The following is a 24,028-nucleotide window of genomic DNA, read 5'->3' as shown; positions in this document are numbered from 1 at the left end:
TCTCTGAAATTGGTACAGGCTACGCTTGTGACGGGTGCGGCTGGTTGTAACTAAAGTATATTCATGGGGATGGGGGATATGTGAGCTGTATTATTCACTGATTTCCTCAATGAGCAGTTTATAGCTGTTCGAGCGGGCTTCGCCGGAGTATCTTCGTCCGTCTATCGTGAATAAATATAGGGCGGTCGAGGATCCCTGAAGCGATGTGCCCATATAATCTAGGTTGATTTTCACAAAATAAGTGAGGGTGACGGTCTGCCCGGGCTGTAGGGTTCCCAGAGCCACAGTTCCGCTGTACGGGGTTTCGGGTACAGTGATGGCGCTGATGGTAACGATATTCGGATCAATTACTGCTCCTTGCGGCACAATCCGGACCACAGAGACCTCTGCGGGATAATTCCCGCTGTTGGTGACAAGAATCCGGAATTCGGCAATGCTTCCAGGCTCGACAACCGGCGGCTCTCCTTGTATTTGAATGGAGACGATTGGCGAGAACAGCAGCGTAGTCACAGCATTGGTCCGGGTGATCTGCCGGACATTGCGTCCATCCGGAAGGGTGAATGTGTATTGGACACTGCCCTGGTTCTGAATGGCCGGAGTCTGGCGGATATCGGTGGCGCCCGGAATGGATACGAGACAATCTATCCTTACCGCCGAGCCTGCTCTTACCGTTCCGAGCGGAATGCCGTCCGCAGGCCGTATTCCCTTCTGGGGAACACCGTCAATATGGATGCTGTCCCAGATGAATAGAACACCTGCCGGAATGAAGTCGGTCAACAGAGCCTCTACAGCCAGATTTCCGTTGTTGCGCACGGTGAACTCATACCGCAGATTATCGCCGGGAGCGGCGCTGTAGAGATCTACCTTCAAGCTGGCGGATACTCCCGGCTGGACGATCGTTATGAGGACTGTATTGCTCTCAGCGGTATTCCTGCTGTCATTGACCTCATAGGTGACCACCGCCTTCGCCGGCAATACCGGGTCCGGAGGGATTGCGGCCACCCGCACACGGAAGGAAATCTCGGCAGCCGAGCCTGTACTCAAGGAACCCAGCCTGATGCCAAGGGCCGGATCGGCCTCGGGCTGGTAGACTCCGCCTGCAATGACGCTGCCGGGGATGAATATAGCACCTTCCGGAACCGGAATGGTCGCGATAATCCCGGCCAGTGGCCGGGTACCTTCATTTCTGAGCTGCAGTGTATACGTCACGGCATCGCCGACAAAGGTAGTGGGTGTGCTGGCAGAGAGAAGCGTGGACAACTGATAAGACAGCAGGGAGACAGTCACCGGGTTGGAGCGGACTTCGCCGCGTACCGTTCGTCCTTCGGGTGTGGAGAAGGAATAGGTGCCGACTGCCCTGTTATGCAAGGCCAGAGAAGGCGGGAGCGATACAACAATGACCTGGAAGGCGATCGTAACTCCGGTATGCGGAGAGAGAGTGCCCACCGGTATGCCGGAAGACGGAGTGACCCCCGGAAGGGGGACTCCGTCTCTAAGCACGCTGTTGGCAATAAAGGATACACCCGCAGGAAGGACATCAACGATGGTGACCAGTGCGGGCGTATTGCCGCTGTTCTTGGCGAATACGGTGTAGACGAGCGTCTCCCCCAGGGAGGCGCTCGTGTGATCTGTAAGCTTGAGAAGGGATAGAACAGGGCCCACGACGGGAGTATTGACGGTATTGGAATAGGTAATGGCGTTAATACCCTCTGCCGAGCTGAATAGGACCATAGACTGGTTGCTTACGACAGGTTGAAGCCGTGAGCCTTCTGTCATATTACAATGACCTGAACCTGGAAGGTTACTGTAGTGGACGCACCGGCGGCAATCGTGCCGATGACTATGCCGGCAGCCGGGTTCGCACCAGGGCGGAAGACTCCGTCTACGGCAACACTGCCAACGACAAATTGGCTGCCTGCCGGAATCGGGTCAACCAGTACAACATTGTTAACGGGAACGATACCGTTATTGGTCACAACAATGGTATAGGTAATAATGTCGCCAACTACCGCATCGATTGCAGGAGTGCTCTTGACTGCTGTTACGTCCGGTGAAGAGACAGGGATAATCAGCGTATTCGACAGTGCAGAACCTGAGAGCAGACGGCCATCCGGCGGTGTGAAGGTGAAGGTGGCGGCGGCCTGGTTCACGAGCTGCTGAGGAGAAGGCAGGGAAGCTACCGTGACCTGCAGGGTGACTGTCACGAGGACTGTAGCTCCGGCTGCAACGGTGCCGAGAGTAATGCCGGTAGTCGGGTCTGCACCCGGAACAGGCTGGCCGTTGACCAGTACGCTGTTCGGAATGAATACAGCTCCCGGCGGGATAGAATCCGTTAAGGTTACGACAGCTGGCAGATTGCCTGAATTGGTAACGCTGAAGGAATAGGTCACGGTATCTCCAACCGTCGCATTGGCCGTATCCGCAGCTTTTACAATGCCGATGATCGGCTGGAATACCGGAGTAATGAGATTGTTGGAATAAGATGCGCCAGAGAATGCACCGGAAGTGAAGCTTACCGAAGCCTGGTTGTTCAGTATCGCCGGATTAGGCAAGGAGTTGACCAGAATATTGAATGTAACCAGGACTGTCGCACCCGGGGCCACTGTTCCCAGTGAAATCCCGTTAGCCGGATTCGCTCCCGGCAGCGGAGTACCGTCCACAACTACGCTTCCGGCAACAAAGGAAGAGCCGGCCGGAATCGGGTCGCTCAGTACAACATTATTGATCGGCGCTATGCCGCTGTTGGTAACGCTGATGCTGTATGGAACGGTATCTCCCGGAACTGCATCGGTTACAGTAGTGCTTTTGACAACGAGTACATTTGGCGATGATACCGAAATCTGATTGATGTTCGAGCTGGCTGACTGGTTGAAGGTCCGTCCGTCAGGAAGCGTATAGCTGAAGGCGATGATGGCCTGATTACTGAGCTGCTGGCTGGCTGGCAGTGTGGCAATGACAACAGAGAATGTTACCGCCAGCGATGCACCTGCAGCAACCGTACCCAGAGGGATTCCGGTGGCGGGATCTGCACCCGGTGCCGGGAAGCCGTTGATCAGCACGCTGTTAGGAACAAGCGTTGTACCTGCAGGAATCGTATCGGTAAGTGTGGCAGCAGCTGCATAGTTACCCGAATTGCTGACATTGACAGTATAAATAATGGTGTCTCCGACCGTTGCAATGGCAGAATTTGAGCTCTTGGCTGCTGCGATAATCGGCTGGAAGACCGGAGTGGTCACAATGTTCGAGAAGGCAACACTGGACAGTGCACCGGAAGTGAAGCTGACCGATGACTGATTGTTAAGCACTCCCGAGACAGGCAGGGACGTTACAGTCACACTGAAAACTACAGTTACTGAAGCGCCTGGAGCGATGCTGCCAATGGTTACCCCGGTAGAAGGTGAAGCGGCCGGACGAGGGACGCCGTCTACCACTACACTGCCGGGAACGAAGGCCGTTCCTGCAGGTAAGGCATCTGTAAATACGACATTGTTAACGGTAGCGATTCCGTTATTGGTCAGAACGACCGAATACGTAATGGTATCGCCAACATTGGTAGCGGTGGTTGTGGTCGATTTGACGACCGCGAGATTCGGATTCGAGACAGGGATGGTCACTGTATTGGTGAGGACCGATCCGCCAAGGGTTCTTCCGTCAGGCAAAGTGAAGCTATAGGCTACCGTCCCCTGATTCACCAGTGTTTGTGGTGTAGGCAGTGAAGTGATCACCACCGAGAATGAGACGGCAACGGTTGCGCCCGGAGCGATGCTTCCTGCAGCGATGCCGGTGGTGGGATTGGCCTGCGGCAGAGGCAGCCCGTTGATCAGAACACTGTTTTCCTCAAAAGTAGTCCCGGCTGGGATGTTGTCCGTTACTGTCAGGCTTGCTGCGTAGTTGCCTGTATTGCTGACATTTATGGTGTAGGTTACTGTATCACCCACTGTTGCATTCGCGGTATTGGCAGATTTGACGGCAGCAATATTCGGCTGGAAGACGGGAACCGCCACGGGGTTCGAGAAGGTGGAGCCTGTAAAGATACCGGAGGTGTATGTTACAGTCGCCTGATTATCAATTGAAGTATCTGCCGGTACCGATGTTACCGTAACACTGTAGGAGACAATTGCGGAAGCACCGGATGCCAGTGTGCCAATGGGAATTCCTGTAGAAGGATGGGCATTTGGAAATGGCACGCCATTTACAGATACGCTGCCCGGCACGAAGGCTGCCCCATCTGGCGTTGGATCGCTGAGCACTACATTATTAACCGGGTCTATTCCGTTGTTCGTGATGCTTACCGAATAGGCGATAGTATCGCCCAGTGCCACCGAGGTTGAAGTCGTGCTCTTAACAACCGCCAGATTGGGTGCGGACACAGCGATCGTTACAGTGTTGGAGACGGCGCTTCCGTTCAGCAGCCGCCCGTCCGGCGGTGTGAAGGTGTAGGTGGCAGCCGCCTGATTCACTAGCTGCTGCGGCGATGGCAGGGAGACAATGAAGACGGTGAAGCTGACAGACACACTGGCGCCGGGAGCGACAACTCCGACAGCAATGCCTGTATCCGGTGCCGCGCCCGGCTGAGGGAAGCCGCCGACAATGACACTGTTGGGATCAAAGGCGGTGCCGGCCGGGATATTGTCCGTTAACGTTACATTGGCTGCAACGTTGCCGGTATTGCTGACAAGAATGGTATAGATGACCGTGTCGCCGACAGTGGCGTTCAGGTCATTGGCGCTTTTGACCAGAGAAATTTGCGGCTGCGTTACCGGTGTGGTAGTGACGTTGGAAGATGAAGAGCCGGAGAAGACCCCGGAGGTGAAGCTGACGGTTGACTGGTTATTGACCTGTGAAGGAATCGGCATTGTTATCCTCACCTCGAATGTTACGGCAACTGAAGCCCCAGGGCCCAGACTGCCGATTGGAATGCCGGCGGACGGAACTGCCAGCGGCTGGGAGACGCCGCCTACAATTACGGTTCCGGGAATGAAAGCCGCATTCTCAGGCAGAGGATCGCTGAGAATGATATTGCTGACAGATGTAATACTGTTGTTGGTCAGCACGGAGGTGAATGTAAGAATGTCGCCGGTTACGGCGTCGATGGCATTCACGCTTTTGACAACACTGACATTGGGGGCAGAGACGGGAACAGTCAAAGCGTTCGATACGGTATTTCCGCCGAGCTGCCGTCCGTCCGGCAGCGTGAAGGTATAGGAGGCGGCCGCTGAATTGATCAGCTGCTGGTTCGGTGGCAGTGACGTAACGGTAACCAGAAAACTGACGGTGACGCTGTCTCCGGGAGCAAGCGGGCCTACCGGAATTCCGGTCAGCGGGCTGAAGCCGGGCAGCGGTGTTCCGCCTACGCTTACACTGTTGGTCTCGAAGACTGTTTGCGGCGGCAGAATGTCGGTCAGATTCAGGGTTGCGGCAATATTGCCGGTATTGCTGGCGAATATGGAGAAGGATAGCAGACTGCCCACCGAGGCTTGTGCAGGGCTGGAGCTTTTGACTAGCCCAATCACCGGGGTGAAGACTGGAGTAAGTATAGTGTTCGAAAGAGCTGTTCCACTGAATGCACCCGCTGTGAAAGAAGCACTCGCCCGGTTGTTCAGCTGAGGCGGGCTTGGAACAGAAGTGGCGTTGACCTGGAAGACTACAATACTCGTTGCTCCGGCAGCAAGCGTACCCAGGGCGATCCCGGCATTCGGATTCGCAGACGGTACAGCAGCCCCGTTCACCGTGACGGTTCCCGCTACAAAGGCGCTCCCGGCAGGGGCGGGATCGGACAGAACGACATTGTTAACCGCCACACCGCTGGGGTTGGATACCGACACGGTGTAGGTGAGATATTCCCCTACTGCTATAGCGGTGACATTGGCGCTCTTGAGGAGCGTGATGTTAGGTGCAGATACCGGAATGGTAACCGTGTTCGACACACTTCCGCCGGACAGGGCACGTCCGCTGGGCAACTGGTACGTATAGCTGCTGCTTCCCTGGTCGGTCAAGGTTGCCGGAGACGGCAGAGATTGAACCGACGTCAGAAAAGTCACCGTAAAGCTTGCCCCGGGTGCTACGGACCCCAGCGGGATTCCGCTAACGGGTGAGTCTGCCGGTCGGACAACGCCATTCACCGTAACACTTCCGGCAACGAAGAAGGACCCGGCCGGAATCGTGTCGGTCAAGCTCACCGTTGCGGCGATATTGCCTGTGTTCCTCACTACCAGCGTATACTGCACATTGCCCCCGACCGTCGCGCTGCCCGGACTCGCGCTTTTGACGATACTGATTACGGGTTGAAATACAGGGGTTAGGGTTGTATTCGATTGGGTGATTGCATTAAATGCTCCTGAGCTGTACGAAGCGGACGACTGGTTGGAGAGCTGGCCGCTTCCCGGCACGGAAGTGACATTCACCTGGAACGTAACGGTTACACTGGCTCCGGGAGCGATGGTTCCGATGGTAATCCCGGAAGCCGGATCAGCAGTCGGCCGTGCACTACCTGCTACAGTGACACTTCCCGCCACAAAGGTGCTGCCGGGGGGGATCGGATCAGAGAGTACGGCATTCGTGACTGCGACAATTCCGTTGTTAGTGACCACCGATGTATACACCAGGGTGTCACCTACGGCCACATCCGGGAAGCTGGCGCTTTTGACAATAGCGACACTCGGCAGCCTGACCGGTATGGTCAGCGTATTGGAGGCTGCTGTTCCGGGAACGGTCCGGCCGTCGGGAACGAGAAAGGTATAGGCTGCCGTGGCCTGATCGACCAGCTGCGGAGGCGAGGGCAGACTGTTTACCAGAACACGAAATTGTACAGTTGAGGTTCCTCCGGCAGCAATGGTGCCAATAGGGATGCCGGCGGCGGGATTGCCTGCAACCGGAGTGCCGTTGACCGTAAAGCTTCCCGGAACATAGGTGCTGCCCGCAGGAATATTGTCAGTGAGTGTAGTTGTGGCGCCGATATTACCGGTGTTTGCAATCTGGAGCGTATAGATAATCTGATCACCGACGGTAGCGTTGGTAGTATTTGCGCTTTTGACGATGCCAAGAACCGGAGAATAGACCGGCAGCGAGCTTGTATTGGAGGGAATAACCCCGCTCACAATCGGGCCGCCCGCTACGCTCTGGAACGTAAATGCGGCATTGGCTGTGTTGGCGACAATTTGTGTGCTTGGCAAGGATGTAACCCTGGCTTGATATGTAATCGTGATTGAAGTACCCAGGGCCAGAGATCCGAGAGGGATGCCGGATGTTATGTCAAAAGCCGGCCGGGAAACCCCGGCTACCACTACACTTCCAGCCACAAAGGTCAGACCAGGCGGCAGCGTATCCGACAGTACGACACTGGCTGCACTTGCTGTACCGGTATTGCTGACGGTCACGGTGTAAGTGACCAGATCACCAACGATCGTTCCGGCGACATTAGCGGTTTTGGTTAACGAAATCTTGGGGGCATTAATATCAATCTGCAGCCCGTTAGCATTAACCACGTAAGCATCGCCTGAGGTAGTCAGTGTCAGCAAAGCCGAGGACTGATTGTTAACCAGGCGCGCACCAACATCCACGTTCGTGATATCCCAGCCCTGCCTGCCGCCGACAATGTTGGAGCCTGGACTGCCGTTAGTCTGGTTGCGGTTTCCGAATGTACCGGTGGTATTCAGGTTGCCGGTATCATTATTGATCTGTGAAGCGAAGAAGTTGTTCGCAAAGTTGTTAGGTCCTGACAAAGCGACCTGGGTGGCAGAGGTAGGGCCGAAGAGCGCCTGATCCCCTGAGCGGTTGGCATCTCCTTCCTGGGCACTGAACATGATGCGGCCGCCGAGTGCTCCTGTAACGGGTGTGGCAAATCCGGTAATCGTTGTGACAACCGGGGCAGAGGTGGACTGGACAAGTACGGCCCCCGCCCGCAGAGACATATTGCGGAAAGGAAGTGACGGGTTCTGGTAGATGACAGCGAGCGTCCACCCCGCATGGTTGGCAGTCGGATCACCGGGAATAACGATGGTGCCGACTACACCGGCTGTGATATAGGTTCCGGCTCCCGAGGCTTGAATAATGCTGGTAACACTGGCGGAACGGACATAAGCGAGTGCTCCGCTTCCGAGATCTACGGAATTGGCGGTGGCTGCATCGGGAGATACGCTGACCGTGTTCCCAAGCGGTGTTGTGAAGGACACAGGATTGTTAATTGCCGCAGTCAGATTGACCGTGCCGTTAACATAAGTTCCGCCCCAGATCAGTTCTGCATACAGGACCGTGCTCCCCGCCGGAAGCACCAGGACCGCTGCTGAACTGTTGCTCTGGTACAGATTTGTAGTGCCAGCAGGATAAGTGCCGAATATGGAGGCTGTATTCACTGTGGAGAAGGCCCCGATACTATCCTGGGTACCCGGAACCCCAAGCGTATCGGACCGGCTTAACCCCAATGTATTGCCTGTAAAAGTAATGGCACCTGTTGCATTAACCGTAGACCGAACGACTAGAGGAATGATTTTCACCTCCTTTTGGGAGTGCTGAATTCAAATTGGAAGACAACGAAAAAAAGCAGACCGACTCCTGCTTGAGGTCGATGTGCCATCTTTCTTGTGTGGTATTAGCCTATGTGCGGTGCAGGGCATTATTGTATGTCCATTTGCGATTCTTTTTTACTAATTTTGTCTGTTCTGTGACCGGAGCCGGCGTTGGAACAGCGCGCGCGGTTCCGGATAGACTTTTCGGCTCATTGCTTCCAGCTCTTCCCGGCTGATCTCCTGCTTAATTACGGCAAAATGATACATGATTTCATGGACGACGTTGGATTGCAGCGTCTTGAGCACCTCCAGCTCCTCCGTCTCATAGAGCGAGTCGTCAAAAGGATATTGATAGAACAGCTCCATCCGCAGCAGTCTGAAATCGAACGGCGGCGCAGGAGCCGGATAGTCCGGAATCTCCGGGGAGATTGGGCTGAGAGAAGGCTGAAAAAAGCTGCCGGTCAGATAACGGGGTGTATATTCGTCAAACTTCTGTTTGAACATAGGGTTGGAGATATGCGGAAAACTATGGGCATAGGGTGAGAGAATGCAGATGACCGCTTTATGCGTGCTGATTCTGTGAATCTCGGACAATGCTGCAAACAAGTCGTTTACATAGGGCATTACCCGGCTGGCCATCACGAATTCGGCGGTATTATCAGGCAGGGGAATGCCCTCGCAAATATCGCAGACAATATCCACACCGGGGTATAACTTGCGGTCGATTCCCAGATAACCGGATTCTTTGCCGGGACCGCAGCCGATATCGATTCTCAGGGGAGATCACTCCTTCAAGTTGCTGAATAAGGCTCTCCATCATTGTATTAAATCTGCGGTTCTGTGCGTACGGCGGATGCCCAGCCCCGTCCGGCAAGTTTATGCCCCCCGGCCTTTGGGGTAATCGTTAATAAGGTAAGCAGCACACTCAGGGCTTACCGTGAGATATGGAGGAGGTAAGGCTATGAGATCACAACGTTCGCTGCCTGCTATCGCAGCAGTCGCTGTATTAATGCTGGCCTTAACCGCCTGCGGCGGGAACCATCCGGCTGAAGCGCCGGGGCTACCCTCAGCAGGCCCGTCATCTGCACCTGTAGAGAGCGCAGCTGCGCCGAGCCCCAGCCCTGCTCTCCCGCCAAGTCCTACCGGAGCTGCAGAGGCACAGGTTATTCAGGGATCCGGCGTTTATATCGGACAGATTGATAATCATTCCGTAGAGATTGAGACTGAAGAAGGACCCACAGCCTTTGAGCTGGGTGCCGGCACGGAGGATGCGCCGGAGCTGCTCGAAATGGATGATGCCGTTGTTTTTGCGTATGTGGAAAAAGTGGTCGGAAGCGATGGGACCGCAGTTCAGCGTGTGTTGTCCAGCCTGTCCAAGGCAGAGGGCGGAGGGGCCGCACCGGCAGCCAGTGCGCTCCCGGATACTCAGACCTTCAGGCTGACACTGGAAGGGATGGAGGAAGAGAAGACGGCGGCACTTGCCGCCGGAGAAGGGTACTCCCTGTATGTATTCGATATCTTCAGCTTTGACGCGGCCAGCGGCAAGCTGGCGATGAAGGTAGACCCGGGGTATTACGCCGAAATTATCAAGCTTCCTGCCGATTTCGATCTGGATGCCATAGAGCAGGAGGGGAAGGCTGAGCTTGCGGCTACAGGCAAGGTTACAGCGCTTACCCGGGAAGAGCGGGACCGGCGGATGTCCGGCATCCGCTTGTATCTTACCGCAATGGGCTCTGGCCTGACCCGCCAGGTTGCCGTGAAGGAAGTTGATGGCCAAGGCTATCTGATCAAGCTGAACATCCCGCAGCGGGAAGCCTCGGAAGGCTTCGGGCCGCATGTGTATGCTTCACTGGATTCACTGGTTAATCAGTAAAGCGCAGAGCAGCGAAGCGGCACCGCCAGCTTAGAAGATAAGAAGGCATAGGCTTCGCCATCCATTATCCTAATCTTTACCGCGGAAACGGTAGTGTCCTTATTAAAGGGCGCTACCGTTTTCACTTGCCTGCGGCATGATTCAACCTCCAAAAGATTATTTTATTGTAACCGGTTTGCGAGAAACTTTTACCCGTGATCTTACGTCAAAGAGATAGAAATAGATGAGATTTTTTTCCTATCTGGGAGGATGAGTTTGTGAAGAAGTTATGGATTTCTATTGTAGTGGGGTTGCTGATAGTTCCGTTACTATTTCAAGCCCCGGCCAAGGCGGCAGTCACACCGATCCGCATCATTATTGACGGAGTCCAGTTGTCTACGGAGCAGCCTCCGGTAATGGTGAACGGACGGACGATGGTGCCGCTGCGTGCAATCTTCGAAGCCTTCAATGCCGCTATCAAGTGGGATCAGAAGACGCAGACTGTAACGGCGGTGCAGGAGGATACAACGGTTATATTGAAGATCGGCTCCAAGACAGCTACGATTAATAATCGGTCTGTAAGCCTGGATGTGCCCGGTCAGAATTTGAAGGGCAGAACTATGGTTCCGACGCGGTTCGTAAGTGAAGCGCTGGGCCGGGAAGTGGGCTGGAATCAGACCACCAAGGTTGTGACGGTAACCACCCCGGTACCGGCCGGTGTTAATACTGCTCCGGTATCCGGCGTAACCACGCAGGATATCAGTGATTTCGGTGACGGACGCGACCTGCAGATCAGCTTCAACCGGGTGGCCGATGAGTCCCTGGTGGACCATTACCGCGTTCTGATCGTCAAAGCGGGGAATTCGCTTGATCTGTCGTCAGCACTGGCTATACCCGCATCTAATTACTCCTCAGTTATGGTAACAGGCGCCAATCCTGTGGTTAAACTGACGGCTGCTTCGAGAACGGCAGATGGAGAAGTACTTAAAAGCAGTCAAGGGTATATAGCTTATGTCCTTACGGTAGGCAAAGGAAGTAACATCAGCGCGCTTTCCGGCAGTTCCTCCACCCTTACTCTGACCAATAATATTGCACCGGTAATAAGCAATGTACAAGTGACCGATAATGGCGATTACGGTGACGGGCGCGATCTGTCCGTCAGCTTCAACAAGCTGGCAGATGAGACCAAGATAAGCTCTTACCGGATATTTGTGGTTAAAGCGGCTAATTATTCAGCCTTTAATCTGGCCAAAGCCAATTCTGTCGTCAGTGCCTATTACACCCAAGTCACCAAGACAGGTGCTAATCTTACCCAGATTCTTTCCTCAGGAGCCAGGGATACAGACGGAGCACTGATTCAGACGGGGGTAAGCTACCGGGTATTCGCCATGGCAGTGGACAGCAGCAATACCGCCAATAATGTGTTATCCGCTGCTTCGTCTCCGGTTACCCTATCCAGCATCGGGATCTCGAGCCTGTATGTCACTGACGTTAACGACTATAATGACGGCCGTGACCTGAAGGTGTCCTTTACCCATGCCGCTGACGAAACGTATATCAGCCAGTACCGGATTCTGGTGGTGCCTACATCCTATTACAGCAGCTACAGCCTGTCTGAGGCGAATAATGTATCGGGAGCCAACTATACTGCTGTGAGCACTTCCGGTTCTTCTACCAGTCTAGTGCTGACCTCGTCCACCAGAGATGTGCGCGGGACGCTGCTGAAGAGCGGAATCAATTATAAAGTGTATATTTTATCAATCAGAAGCGGGGGTAATGCAGGGTCGAATATTCTTTCTCCTGCCTCTGCCGAAATTACGCTATGGAATGATTTCAGCATGAGTGCTGCGACTAACCTGAGTGTGACTGACGTTAACGATTATGGGGATGGCCGCGATCTGAGGGTGTCATTCACCCATGCCTCAGATGAGACTTATGTCAGCCAGTACCGGATTCTGGTGGTGCCTACATCCTATTACAGCAGCTTCAGCTTGTCTGACGCGAATAATGTATCAAGTGCAAATTATTCATCAGTAGGTACATCGGGCTCCACGACCAGCCAGGTATTAACCTCCTCCGCCAGAGATGTGCGCGGGAATCTGCTTAAGAATGAGATCAGTTACCGGGTGTATGTATTATCTATTGGAAGCGGAAGTTACGCGGGGTCTGGTGTGCTTTCGTCAGCTTCATCGGTAATTACGTTGTTGAATTCCTCAAGTGTGAGTGCAGTTTCCGGCCTCGCTGTCAGCGATGTTACGGATTTCGGTGACGGCCGTGATCTGAAGGTGTCCTTTACTCATGCTTCGGATGAAACCTACATCAGAGAGTACCGGATTCTGGTGGTGCCTACTTCCTATTACAGCAGCTTCAGCTTGTCTGATGCGAATAATGTCTCCACGTACACATCAGCGGGTACCTCCGGCAATAGCACCAGCATAATTTTAGACGCCTCAGCCAGAGATGTGCGCGGTACTACAATCAAAGATGGAATCAGCTATAAAGTGTATGTGTTGTCCGTCGGAATTGCGAATTATGCAGGCCCGAACGTGTTGTCGGGAGAATCGTCAGTAATTACCCTGGCCGGCAAAACCCCGCTCACCTCTGTTACGAATGTAACTTATAGTGTGGACAAAGGTAACCTTCTGATCGGCTTCACCAAATCATCGAACGAGGCTAATATCCTGGAATACCGGGTATACGTAGTCCCTTCCAAGCAAGGGTTTGGTGCAGCGGATGCGCTCGGAGTGCCGGCTTCACAGTATAAGGCGGTGGCTCCAAACGGCTCGAATCCGACAGTTGCAGCTGCAGCCAGAGATGTGAACGGAAATGCAATTGCCAGCGGGATTAAATACAAGGTGTATGTTCTTGCCGTAGCCAATAATTATGGTGTGCAGAATGGCGGTCTTTCAGATTCAAGCGAGGAGTTTGAGCTATAACTGCCGGTTCTAAGCTGTGAAAAAAGCTGGAAAACACAAACACAGCACGTCTCCAGTAAATGGGGAGGTGCTGTTTTTTTTTGTGATTCATTACGCCTGCCTAGGCAGCGCCTGCATTCACCAGAACCATGGAAATCAGCAGCATGAACACCAGCAGGATAACGGCGTTAATGATGGTCCCGAGGACTGCGAATACCTTACGGCGTCTGCGGAGCGTAAGACCGACAATGCCGGTGACCGCTCCGATCACATTAACAGCAGCCAGGATCAGCACGGATAAGCCCAAATACATAATCGCTTCCGCTGAATCGGCAATCAGCTTATTATTCTCATTCATGATGGAGGAAGCCTGTGCACCAACATACACAAACGCAATTGCATAACCGACCAGAGTAACCAGAGCGATGACAAAAGAAGCAATGCCGGGGCCTGAGTGCTTGAAGTCACGTTTGTTCTCCTGATACACGTATGCTGGATCAGCAGGTATTGGCTGTTCTGATGAGCCCCATTCTGCGGGCCGGGATCGTGCGGTTTCCGGTTTGGGTGGAGGATTATGGTCCATGGGCTGCACTCCTTGGGATAAAAGATTGATAGTATCACTTTTCCATAAGATGGCTCTAAAAGCAAGTATTGCGGCAGAATTATCCGTAAATCCTGCTGCTGGAAATCAGCCATGCGGATACGTTAAGATAGGAGGAGTTCAAGAGACAAAGGAGCTGTATATCCATGCAACGAAGATTGGTAGCCTGGGGAGCTGTGCTGGCTATGCTGTCCGTGGGAATCGGAGCGTTCGGCGCACATATGCTGAAGGCTGTGATCAGTGAAGAGTACCTGAAAGTGTACGAGACCGGTGTCCAGTATCATATGGTTCATGCACTGGCTCTGATTCTTATCGGCCTGGCAGCAGGCCAGTGGGGAGAGAGTGCCCGGCTTGCCTGGGCGGGCCGGCTGATTGGGGCGGGAATTATTCTGTTCTCCGGCAGCCTGTATATCCTCAGCACCTCCGGGATCAAAATTCTTGGAGCCATTACACCCATCGGCGGCGTATGCTTCCTTGCCGGCTGGATATGCTTTGCCGTGGAGGCTTTCTCGCGTAAGGACTAACAAACAAGCACCCGTTTCCGGAATCCCGGGCGGGTGCTTGTTTGGGCTTGCTTACAAGAATTCGTCGATTTCATTGAGATTGAACGTGTACACCTGCTTCTCGTCAACATGGTACACGCTTAGCGAGTTAGCGCCTTCATCAAAGTTCAGAATACGGCAGGGCATCGATACCTGCTTCCCGTGCCGGTTCGCTCTCAGCCGGACCAGCTGGTTATTCTGAATATACAGCCTGATCTTGCCGAACACGTCTGCCGGCGTTTCCGCCGGTGTCACAACAGGCGGTTTCTTGACGGGAGGTCTTTCGGCTGGCTTGTCCGCTGGCTTCTGTGGCAATTTCACTGAAACCGGAGCTGGAGTAAAGGAATCGTTCTTTAGAGCCAACTTTGCAGACCGCAGCAGAGTGTCTATAGTTCTTCCAAGCTCCAGACCGGAGTTAATGTTGAAATCTGTGATTTTATCGCTGTTGTTCAACATTTCAAGTAAGTATTGCAGTGCAAGCGGGTTAGTACGGGCATTAATCAGGATGTCGACATTGAAGAGATAGTTGCCGTCGGTGTGTTGTAGTTTCTTGTCCATTAATCCCCCAGCTTTATCGTTTAACACGATTCATTAAGTATTTATAAAGTATATAAACTATACCATTAAACAAGCAAAATTTATATACCCTCCGGCAGAGAATTAAGGACTTATGACCCCTCTAATTTATAAAGGAACTAGGACCATCGTCCACACGCCGTTGTAGCAGGACGCATAACTTAGATCGTGGAACGTGATAATAGGAGGTGCTGCAAATGGTAACATTGGAGCCTGTACAGGTGGGTGATTATGTCCTGGTCGGGGTTGAAGTGAAGCTGCCCAAAACTACGCTGCTCAGCATCAGCACAAGCCGGGGATATATCATGTGCGGGGCGCTGGATATAGGACTGCTCAATAATACGCTGAGTGACCGGCAGATTATTGCTGCACGGGCAGTAGGGGTGCGCACATTGCCGCAGCTGCTGGCTGCCCCTCTGGAATCCGTTACAATAGAGGCGGAGAAGCTTGGCATCGTTCCGGGAATGACTGGGGCGGAAGCCCTGCTTCTGATGGTGTAGGACAGCAGACTGGATGAGTGTCAACAGGGGGGCCATCGGCCCTCCTTTTGTCTGAGTAGGAGAATAATAATAATTCCTGTTGTTTCACATGTCCCGGAGCATAAGGCAAGGACTCTTGGCTCATCCTACGGGTTAGGACCGGAAGCTGCAGGATGCGGCGGGGAAAAAGCTGCTTGTCCCGTGTCCTCCTTTGTTTCGCCCTGCGGGCAGAAGGGTAAATGGAGAATAGACTACTGCATAGCCGGATGATGGACAAGCAGCCGGCAAAATATATGGATAAGGAAGGGATCAACTCATGGCTAAAGCATCAAACAAAGTAAATACCGCTTCATTGGAACAAGTACTTAACCGTCAGGTAGCTAACCTCAACGTTCTATATGTGAAAGTGCATAACTATCACTGGTATGTGAAAGGTGAGCAGTTCTTTGCCCTGCATGTGAAGTTTGAAGAATTGTACGATGATATCACGCTCAAAATGGACGAGGTTGCCGAGCGCCTTCTGAGTATCAAAGGCAGTCCTGCAGCGACGATGAAAGAATATTTGGAAATTGCCACTATTCAGGAAGCAACCGGCAAGGAAGATGCACGGGGTATGGTGCAGGCACTCATCGAGGATTTCGCTACAGTAGCGGAAGAATTGACTGAAGGCATCGAACTGGCGGAAGAAGTCAGCGATCAGCCGACTGCCGACCTGTTCATCAAGATCCGCACTGATCTTGAGAAGAACCAATGGATGCTGCGCTCTTTCCTGGGCTGAGTGATAGCTGGTTAATCCTTGCTGTGTAAGTTTGAGACAAAAGTATAAACAAAGCCTCCCCTGGGATAATACCATGCGGGAGGCTTTGTTTATGCTACGAACTAAAGAAGAGAGTTCATTTAATATTGCAGCAATGAATGTATTCAGTTCAGTTCCAAGTGGAAATTCAGTAATAGTTGTATATTGTGCAGTTAAAAACAGCGAAAAGGGCTGCCCGCATCTTATAACTGTATTCTGTACAACTAAATCTGCCCGAATGGGTGAGAACCAAGGTCCAAAGGCAGTTTAATTGTACGAAATACAACTAAACGGATAATCGGCTGGAAATCAGACGTTTTAGTTGTACAAAGTACAACTAAGCATACGCATATACCGGAATAGGGTCACTGCAAGCAAACCATCAGCAAGCGATTTACAAAATTAGTTATCACTAGTGTAAATCAGATGCTGTTTAAGGAGCTCCAAATGTTCACCGCAGTGACGGCTAAGCTTCAAGTTCAAATCTTAAGTAAGCCTTATACAGACTAGGAGCTCTCGTCATTTTTAATCATAGTGTCACTATGACTAATCACCGTTTGAATAAATTTCAGTGAAGCCTGCAGTTCCGCCTCCGAGAAGGTGTTCAAACCCTGAATAAAGCTCTGCTCAAGGCTTTCATGCATCTCGGCGTGAACGATGAAGAGCTGCCTGCCTTTGGGCGTAAGGCTGAAATAAACTTCTTTCTTGTTGTCATTCATCCGGCTGCGCTTAATACAGCCTTCCTGGAGGAGCTTGCCGCTGATTTTTGTAATGCTCGCCTTGGACAATTTCATTTTTTCCGCAATCGAGGTGCTGTTAATGGGCTCGTGGCTGCCGATGCAATCAATGACATGAATGCTCGTCAAAGAGTTTGAAGTGAAAGTCAGCCCGTACTGGCGGGTAAGATCAGCGAAAGCGTCGAGCTCGGATGCAAATAGCTGTTCATTTAGATGCGTTAAGTGGAGTAATCGGCCATACAGCAGCCGCTTAAGTCCTTCGGATGAGTTCATAAGGCTGGGCATCTCCCTGTTATGTAAAATTATCTTTATCCTACCCCGAAATTATTCACTTGTAAACTAACGTGTGATTTCGCTGATTAGCTATTAAAGCTCAGTCTATTTTCTAATAATTAGATTGACAGCTATGTTATTGCGAAATATAGTTTACTGGTAAACAATTTAAAATTGTTGAATGTTAACAATTTTCCGGGGAGGATAAGGATGATGAATGTGTCTCAAGCGATAAGAGAACGGCGGACCATTCGGAAATTCAACGCAAAGCCGGTCGAACAAGAAGTGATCGTTGCTTTGCTGAATGAGGCGGCAAGCCTGTACGAAGCTGAGGGGACGCCGCATTGGCGCTGTCTTTATTTCGGCACACCGGAGTCACGTGAAGAGCTGGCTGAGAGCATGATTGCCAAGGTGAAGGATAGTCATCTGGGAAAACTCCTTCCTGCCAGGATGACCGGATTTCTAAAAAAACAAATCACTGCTACTCCCGCCCACATCATTTTCATCGCTGAATCCGCCGAAACGCAGCGGCAGCGCGACGAAAATTACGCCGCCGTCTGCAGCATTATGCAGAATGTTCAACTGCTGGGCTGGGAACAAGGGCTAGGAATGCTGTGGTACACGGATTCCATGTTTTGCAGCGGGTCATTTTTTGAGAAAATGGGCTTGAAAGAAGGAGAACGGTTCGCCGGTATGCTGGAAATCGGATACTTTGAGAAGACGCCGAGGGCCCGGAAAAGAACGCCGGCAGAGGAGAGCTGGAGTATAATAGGTGAGGACGACAGATTCCATCCGGATCTCAACCCTGTTTCTCCGCAAAGCGTCCTGAAACTGCTCAACGAGGCTGTATGGGCGCCTAATGACGGAATGAGAGAACCCTGGCGTTTTATCTATGTAACGGGTGGTCAAGCTGCCCGGAAACTGCGATCCTCTGGAGAAGAAGCTTCAACACCGTTCCTTATGGTCGTAGCCACGGAGGAATCGGATCTTCACCGGCAGGAAGAGGATTATGCGGCGGTGTGCTGTCTGATCCAGAACTTTCAACTGCTGGCCAAGTCCGAGCCATGGAACCTGCGCCGCCTGATTCCGGAATGGATTTATGACACGGAGCAGTGCAGTTCGTTTGGAATTCGCCCCCGGGAACGGATCGTTGCTGTGCTTGAACTGGGGGGAGACAAGAAAGTCTCTAATGCCGTGTCTGCTCCAGTGGTTGTCGAACAGTACAGCGGGGGGAGCGGTCCCGGGCAATAATCACTATTATTAGCTGTAGATACAGGCGACAGAGTAATAAAATTATAAGTCGGTATTTGTAAAAATCGGACCTTTGTAATAAAATTAGTGAGAATCATTGATAATCAACCTGATTCAATTTATAATAATTACAATGTGATATAAAATCTAATTGCTTGTAATCAGGGAAATCCTGTGACAATACAACTTTCTGATTTCGCAAATCGATCAATGGAGGGAATAATAATTATGGCAGCAGATTTTGTCATTGAGGGACTGAAAGCGACGATTGAAGGAAAAGAAATTCTGAAGGGGATCAACCTTCAAATGAAAGGCGGAGAAATCCACGCCATCATGGGACCGAACGGTACTGGTAAAAGTACTTTGGCCTCAGCCCTGATGGGTCATCCGAAGTATGTGGTTACAGAAGGCACAGCCGTGCTTGAAGGTGAAGATCTGCTGGAGATGGCGGTTGATGAACGCGCCCGTGCCGGCCTGTTCCTGGCTATGCAGTATCCGAGCGAGATCAGCGGGGTAACCAATTCCGACTTCCTGCGCAGTGCAATTAATTCCCGTCGTGAAGAGGGCAGTGAGATTTCCCTGATCCGTTTCATCCGGCTGATGGAAGCTAAGATGAAGGAACTGGATATGAATCCTGAATTCCTGCACCGCTACCTGAACGAAGGCTTCTCCGGCGGTGAGAAGAAACGTAATGAAATTCTCCAAATGATGATGCTGGACCCTAAGATCGTCATTCTTGACGAAATCGACTCCGGCCTTGATATTGATGCACTCAAAATTGTTGCCGATGGTGTGAACTCCATGCGCAGTCCGGAACGCGGATTCCTGGTTATCACTCACTATCAGCGTTTGCTTAACTACATCAAACCTGATTATGTACATGTCATGATGCAGGGACGGATTGTGAAATCCGGCGGCCCAGAGCTTGCACAACGTCTGGAAGCAGAAGGTTATGAATGGGTTAAGGAAGAACTCGGCATAGAAGACGAAACTGTAGGACAAGAAGCTTAGAAACGCTGGAAGGAGGAAACCACTTATGACGACGCAAACCATTCTTCCCGTAGATGCCCAGAAGCTCGGCGAATTATCGCAGAGCAGCGGCGAACCGGGCTGGCTGAAGGACAGCCGCTTGAAGGCACTTACGCTTGCCGCTGAGCTTGCCCTGCCGAAGCTGGAGAAGACACGGATTGACCGCTGGAACATTAACAACTACGGAGAGTACAAGGCAAGCCAGACTTTCACATCCCTTAGCGAAGCACCTGCTTCAATTGCCGCTCTGATCAAGGATCAGGAGGAAGGCAGCCTGATCATTCAGCGCAATTCGGGAGCCGTATATACCCGTCTGGCTCCTGAGCTGGCTGCGCAAGGCGTGATATTCACCGATCTGCAGACAGCAGTCAGAGAGCATGGAGATCTGGTGCAGCGTTATCTGCATAAGGCTGTATTGCCTGAAGAGCATTCCATCGCCGCACTGCATGCAGCGCTGTGGAACGGCGGGGTATTCCTCTATGTTCCGAAGAATGTCATCCTCGAGACTCCGCTGCAGGCGGTGCTGTTAACGGATGATGCCGAGGCTGCATTTGTCCCGCATATTCTGATTGTAGCCGATACTAATAGTTCATTAACCTACGTGGATAATTATGTATCAGATAAGTCCGAAGCGGGACTGCATAACGGGGCTGTTGAGGTATTTGTAGGCGCAGGTGCCACAGTACGCTATGCCACGGTGCATCAGCTTGGGCAAGACACCACGGATGTTACTTACCGCCGTGCGGTAGTGGAGAATGACGGAACGATCGAATGGATCATCGGTGAGATGAACTATGGCGATACCGCCAGCGACACCAAGTCTGTGCTGAAGGGTAACGGCTCAAGCTCGGATGCCAAGGTAATTGCTGTAGGTACCGGTTCGCAGAAGCTAAGCTACACTACGCAGGCACAGCATTTTGGCAGAAATACTCCGAGTGATATGATTACCCGCGCAGTGATGCGGGATTCGGCCACTTCGATTATTAACGGAATTACGAAGATCGAGAAAGGTGCCACAAGAGCGGACGGACAGCAGACCGAGAAGGTTCTGATGCTGAGTCCCAAAGCACGCGGCGACGCCAACCCGATCCTCCTTATAGATGAAGATGATGTAACTGCAGGCCATGCCGCTTCCGTAGGACAGGTCAATTACGAGCAAGTCTATTACCTGATGTCCCGGGGAATTACGCGGCATGACGCAGAAACACTGATCATATACGGCTTCCTGGCTCCTGTTGTGTCGCAAATTCCACTGGAGGGACTGCGCAATCAGCTCCAATCTCTTGTGGAAAGGAAGTTAGGCCAATGATTAGCAGCTCGATCCGGGAGCAATTTCCCATCTTGAATCAGAATATTAACGGCCACCCGCTGGTGTATCTGGACAGCGCGGCAACTTCCCAGAAGCCGCGCCAGGTCATTGAGGCGGTCAAGTCTTATTATGAATGGGATAACGCCAACGTCCACCGCGGAGTGCATACGCTGGGCAGCCGGGCAACGGATGCTTATGAAGGCGCCCGCGAGAAGCTGGCTAAGTTCATTAATGCCCGCAGCACGAAGGAGATTATCTTCACACGCGGTACTACAAGCGCACTTAACATTGTAGCTTCCTCTTACGGACCTTCTGTCCTGCAGGAGGGTGATGAGATCGTGATTACCCAGATGGAGCATCACAGTAACTTCATTCCCTGGCAGCAGCTGGCCAAGAAGACAGGGGCAACCCTGAAATTCATTCCTCTGCAGAAGGATGGTACGGTGACGCTCGAGGATGCAGAGAAGACGATTACGGCTCAGACCAAGATCGTAGCTATCGCTTATGTATCCAATGTTATGGGTGTCACCCATCCTATCAAAGAGCTTGCAGCGATTGCTCACCGCAACGGCGCCGTAATCGTGGTGGATGGAGCCCAGAGCACGCCGCATATGAAGGTGGATGTGCAGGATCTGGACTGTGACTTCTATGCACTGTCCGGTCACAAGATGCTTGCCCCTACGGGAATCGGCGCTTTGTACGGTAAGAAGGCACTGCTGGAGGCCATGGAGCCTGTCGAGTTCGGCGGCGAGATGATCGATGATGTAGGCCTGTACGAATCGACCTGGAAAGAGCTGCCCTGGAAGTTCGAAGGCGGGACACCGATTATTGCGGGTGCCGTTGGATTGGGAGCAGCGATTGATTTCCTGCAGGAGGTGGGCCTTGACAATATCCACCGTCATGAGATGCAGCTTGCCGCTTATGCGGAGGAGCGTCTGTCAGAGATCAGTGATCTGACGATCTACGGCCCCCGGAACCGCCAGGTTGGAGTAGTAACCTTCAACCTTGGTGATGTTCATCCGCATGACGTAGCTACCGTGCTGGATGCGGAAGGGGTTGCTGTCCGTGCCGGACATCACTGCTGCCAGCCGCTGATGCGCTGGCTGGAGGTTAGCTCTACAGCCCGGGCCAGCTTCTACCTGTACAATACGGAACAGGATGTAGATTCGCTGGTTCAAGCCTTAATTAAGGCAAAGGAGTATTTCGCCTATGAACTTGGATGACTTATATAGACGCGTTATTATGGATCATTACAAAAATCCCCGGAACCGTGGTTCATTCGAAGATGATGCACTCAAGATTGAGCTGAACAACCCTACCTGCGGCGACCGCATTACGCTTCAGCTTAAGGTAGAGGACGGCGTCGTCAAGGACGCCCGTTATAGCGGCGAAGGCTGTTCGATCAGCATGTCGTCGGCTTCGATGATGACGGAAGCGGTCAAAGGCCAGACTGTAGCGCATGCGCTTGAGCTGGCGGACAGCTTCTCCTCTCTGATGAAGGGTGAAGAAGCAGATTTCGGAGACTACGAAGATATTGAAGCCCTGTCCGGTGTTAATAAATTTCCGGCGCGGATCAAATGTGCCACACTGGCCTGGAACGCGCTTCGCAAAGGCATAGATACGGAAGAGAATCACCCACAACATTAGAAACAAGGAGGCTGACACCATGGCTAAGAAAGCGCCTGATATGGAAGAGTACCAGTATGGATTCCGTGACGAGCACAAGTCGATATTCCAGTCTGGTAAAGGGCTCACGGAAGAAATTGTCCGGGAAATCTCCGCAATCAAAAACGAGCCGGAATGGATGCTTAATTTCCGTCTGAAATCCCTGGAGCAGTTCCGCAAGATGCCAATGCCTAAATGGGGAGGCAATCTGGACGATCTGGATTTCGAGGATATTCAATATTATGTAAGACCTTCGGAGAAGCAGGGTAAGACCTGGGAAGAAGTGCCTTCCGAGATTAAGGAAACCTTCGATAAGCTCGGTATTCCCGAAGCGGAACAGAAATTCCTTGCCGGTGTCTCGGCACAGTATGAATCTGAGGTTGTATACCACAGCATGCAGAAGAGCCTTGAGGATCAGGGCGTAATCTTCACCGATACGGATTCTGCACTGCGCGATCACCCTGAGCTGTTCAAGAAGTTCTTCGGTACCATCATTCCTCCGGCAGATAACAAATTCGCGGCACTTAACAGTGCAGTGTGGTCCGGCGGCAGCTTCATCTATGTTCCGAAGGGTGTGAAATGTGAAGTGCCTTTGCAGGCGTACTTCCGTATCAACTCCGAGAACATGGGACAGTTCGAGCGTACGCTGATTCTTGCGGATGAGGACAGCTTCGTGCATTATGTTGAAGGCTGTACCGCACCAATCTATAGCACCAACTCCCTGCACAGTGCAGTCGTTGAAATCCTGTGCATGAAGAACGCCCGCGTGCGTTACACAACCATTCAGAACTGGGCACCGAATATTTATAACCTGGTAACCAAGCGTGCGGTTGCCGAAGAGAATGCGACGATGGAATGGGTTGACGGCAACATCGGCTCCAAGCTGACGATGAAATATCCGGCAGTTGTGCTTAAGGGCCGTGGAGCCAAAGGTTCGGTATTGTCCATTGCGGTTGCCGGTAAGAACCAGCACCAGGATGCAGGCGCCAAAATGATTCATCTGGCACCGGACACCACCTCCACGATCGTCTCCAAGTCGATCAGCAAGCACGGCGGCAAGGTGACTTACCGCGGACTCGCTTCCTTCGGCCGTCAGGCAGAAGGCGCGAAATCCAATATCAAATGTGATACGCTTATTATGGATAACGAGTCCACCTCGGACACGATTCCTTACAATGAGATCATGAATGATAACATTGTGCTTGAGCATGAAGCTACAGTATCCAAGGTCTCTGAAGAGCAGCTGTTCTATCTCCAGAGCCGCGGCCTGACTGAAGCTGAAGCTACGCAAATGATCGTTATGGGCTTCATCGAACCGTTCACCAAAGAACTGCCGATGGAATATGCGGTAGAGATGAACAGATTGATTAAGTTCGAGATGGAAGGCTCCATCGGTTAAACAGGAGCTTCGAGTATAACCAAGTAATATCCAGTATGTGCCCACAGATTCTTGACGCAATATTGTCTAAGAACTGTGGGCATTTTTATGGGGTATGGGA

At 52.1% G+C, this 24,028-nt stretch carries 18 protein-coding genes; 12 read left to right on the top strand and 6 right to left on the bottom strand.

Annotation, left to right across the window (positions count from 1 at the left end; genetic code table 11):
• Nucleotides 1-90 precede the first annotated feature (90 nt).
• The 3 genes from GC101_RS15655 to GC101_RS15645 all read right to left on the bottom strand — a co-directional run bounded on the left by GC101_RS15655 (nucleotide 91) and on the right by GC101_RS15645 (nucleotide 9,206).
• Nucleotides 91-1,776: a COG1361 family protein gene (locus GC101_RS15655; RefSeq protein ID WP_171717980.1), complete on the bottom strand. Its 1,686-nt coding sequence runs from the start codon at nucleotides 1,774-1,776 to the stop codon at nucleotides 91-93.
• On the bottom strand, nucleotides 1,773-8,492 hold the full coding sequence (locus GC101_RS15650; RefSeq protein ID WP_171717979.1) for a DUF7507 domain-containing protein: 6,720 nt from the start codon (nucleotides 8,490-8,492) through the stop codon (nucleotides 1,773-1,775). The genes GC101_RS15655 and GC101_RS15650 overlap by 4 nt, the downstream gene beginning before the upstream one ends.
• Nucleotides 8,493-8,642: 150 nt before the next feature.
• Entirely contained in the window at nucleotides 8,643-9,206 is a 564-nt protein-coding gene (locus tag GC101_RS15645; RefSeq protein WP_343049715.1) for a hypothetical protein, read from the bottom strand.
• Between the two features lie 259 nt (nucleotides 9,207-9,465).
• Between GC101_RS15645 and GC101_RS15640 the strand changes: the two genes are divergently transcribed.
• Together GC101_RS15640 and GC101_RS15635 are read left to right on the top strand one after the other, a co-directional pair.
• Nucleotides 9,466-10,377 (top strand): hypothetical protein, encoded by a 912-nt coding sequence (locus GC101_RS15640; RefSeq protein ID WP_171717978.1) that lies wholly within the window; start codon nucleotides 9,466-9,468, stop codon nucleotides 10,375-10,377.
• Between the two features lie 257 nt (nucleotides 10,378-10,634).
• The gene (locus GC101_RS15635) at nucleotides 10,635-13,292 is read left to right on the top strand and encodes a stalk domain-containing protein (protein ID WP_171717977.1); all 2,658 of its coding nucleotides are present in this window, start codon (nucleotides 10,635-10,637) and stop codon (nucleotides 13,290-13,292) included.
• 100 nt (nucleotides 13,293-13,392) lie between these two features.
• On the opposite strand, the gene GC101_RS15630 is transcribed toward GC101_RS15635, so the two are convergent.
• On the bottom strand, nucleotides 13,393-13,854 hold the full coding sequence (locus GC101_RS15630) for a hypothetical protein (RefSeq protein ID WP_171717976.1): 462 nt from the start codon (nucleotides 13,852-13,854) through the stop codon (nucleotides 13,393-13,395).
• Nucleotides 13,855-14,018: 164 nt separating this feature from the next.
• Here GC101_RS15630 and GC101_RS15625 point away from each other — a divergent pair, with 164 nt between their 5' ends.
• Nucleotides 14,019-14,396 carry a DUF423 domain-containing protein gene (locus GC101_RS15625; protein WP_039307497.1) on the top strand — a complete coding sequence of 126 codons (378 nt, stop codon included), beginning with the start codon at nucleotides 14,019-14,021 and terminating at the stop codon, nucleotides 14,394-14,396.
• Between the two features lie 51 nt (nucleotides 14,397-14,447).
• Here GC101_RS15625 and GC101_RS15620 read toward each other — a convergent pair whose 3' ends face one another.
• Nucleotides 14,448-14,972, bottom strand: coding sequence for a hypothetical protein (locus GC101_RS15620; protein ID WP_171717975.1), 525 nt, complete (start codon nucleotides 14,970-14,972; stop codon nucleotides 14,448-14,450).
• A gap of 215 nt (nucleotides 14,973-15,187) precedes the next feature.
• Here GC101_RS15620 and GC101_RS15615 point away from each other — a divergent pair, with 215 nt between their 5' ends.
• From GC101_RS15615 to GC101_RS15605, 3 genes are all read left to right on the top strand, one after another.
• Nucleotides 15,188-15,490 carry a YunC family protein gene (locus GC101_RS15615; RefSeq protein WP_039307501.1) on the top strand — a complete coding sequence of 101 codons (303 nt, stop codon included), beginning with the start codon at nucleotides 15,188-15,190 and terminating at the stop codon, nucleotides 15,488-15,490.
• 295 nt (nucleotides 15,491-15,785) lie between these two features.
• Nucleotides 15,786-16,247, top strand: a complete 462-nt coding sequence (locus tag GC101_RS15610; protein WP_039307503.1) for a Dps family protein — start codon at nucleotides 15,786-15,788, stop codon at nucleotides 16,245-16,247.
• Nucleotides 16,248-16,338: 91 nt separating this feature from the next.
• Nucleotides 16,339-16,536 (top strand): hypothetical protein, encoded by a 198-nt coding sequence (locus tag GC101_RS15605; protein ID WP_171717974.1) that lies wholly within the window; start codon nucleotides 16,339-16,341, stop codon nucleotides 16,534-16,536.
• 235 nt (nucleotides 16,537-16,771) lie between these two features.
• On the opposite strand, the gene GC101_RS15600 is transcribed toward GC101_RS15605, so the two are convergent.
• Entirely contained in the window at nucleotides 16,772-17,275 is a 504-nt protein-coding gene (locus GC101_RS15600; protein WP_171717973.1) for a MarR family transcriptional regulator, read from the bottom strand.
• A 210-nt stretch (nucleotides 17,276-17,485) separates the two neighbouring features.
• Here GC101_RS15600 and GC101_RS15595 point away from each other — a divergent pair, with 210 nt between their 5' ends.
• The 6 genes from GC101_RS15595 (at nucleotide 17,486) to sufB (ending at nucleotide 23,928) form a co-directional block, all read left to right on the top strand.
• Nucleotides 17,486-18,526 (top strand): nitroreductase family protein, encoded by a 1,041-nt coding sequence (locus GC101_RS15595; RefSeq protein ID WP_246354352.1) that lies wholly within the window; start codon nucleotides 17,486-17,488, stop codon nucleotides 18,524-18,526.
• Nucleotides 18,527-18,754: 228 nt separating this feature from the next.
• A complete protein-coding gene (sufC, locus tag GC101_RS15590; RefSeq protein WP_171717972.1) occupies nucleotides 18,755-19,537 on the top strand; it encodes a Fe-S cluster assembly ATPase SufC in 783 nt (260 codons plus the stop codon).
• Between the two features lie 25 nt (nucleotides 19,538-19,562).
• Nucleotides 19,563-20,864 (top strand): Fe-S cluster assembly protein SufD, encoded by a 1,302-nt coding sequence (sufD, locus tag GC101_RS15585; RefSeq protein ID WP_171717971.1) that lies wholly within the window; start codon nucleotides 19,563-19,565, stop codon nucleotides 20,862-20,864.
• Nucleotides 20,861-22,087, top strand: coding sequence for a cysteine desulfurase (locus GC101_RS15580; protein ID WP_171717970.1), 1,227 nt, complete (start codon nucleotides 20,861-20,863; stop codon nucleotides 22,085-22,087). Before sufD ends, GC101_RS15580 begins: the two co-directional genes overlap by 4 nt.
• The gene (sufU, locus tag GC101_RS15575; RefSeq protein WP_042135279.1) at nucleotides 22,074-22,511 is read left to right on the top strand and encodes a Fe-S cluster assembly sulfur transfer protein SufU; all 438 of its coding nucleotides are present in this window, start codon (nucleotides 22,074-22,076) and stop codon (nucleotides 22,509-22,511) included. The genes GC101_RS15580 and sufU overlap by 14 nt, the downstream gene beginning before the upstream one ends.
• Before the next feature lie 19 nt (nucleotides 22,512-22,530).
• On the top strand, nucleotides 22,531-23,928 hold the full coding sequence (sufB, locus tag GC101_RS15570) for a Fe-S cluster assembly protein SufB (protein ID WP_171717969.1): 1,398 nt from the start codon (nucleotides 22,531-22,533) through the stop codon (nucleotides 23,926-23,928).
• The last annotated feature ends 100 nt before the right edge of the window (nucleotides 23,929-24,028 follow it).

This window comes from Paenibacillus phytohabitans, assembly GCF_013141775.1.
GTDB classification, from domain to species: Bacteria; Bacillota; Bacilli; order Paenibacillales; family Paenibacillaceae; genus Paenibacillus_AQ; species Paenibacillus_AQ phytohabitans.
The sequence above is the reverse complement of the archived record's forward strand: the minus strand, read 5'-3'. Positions and strand labels throughout refer to the sequence as shown.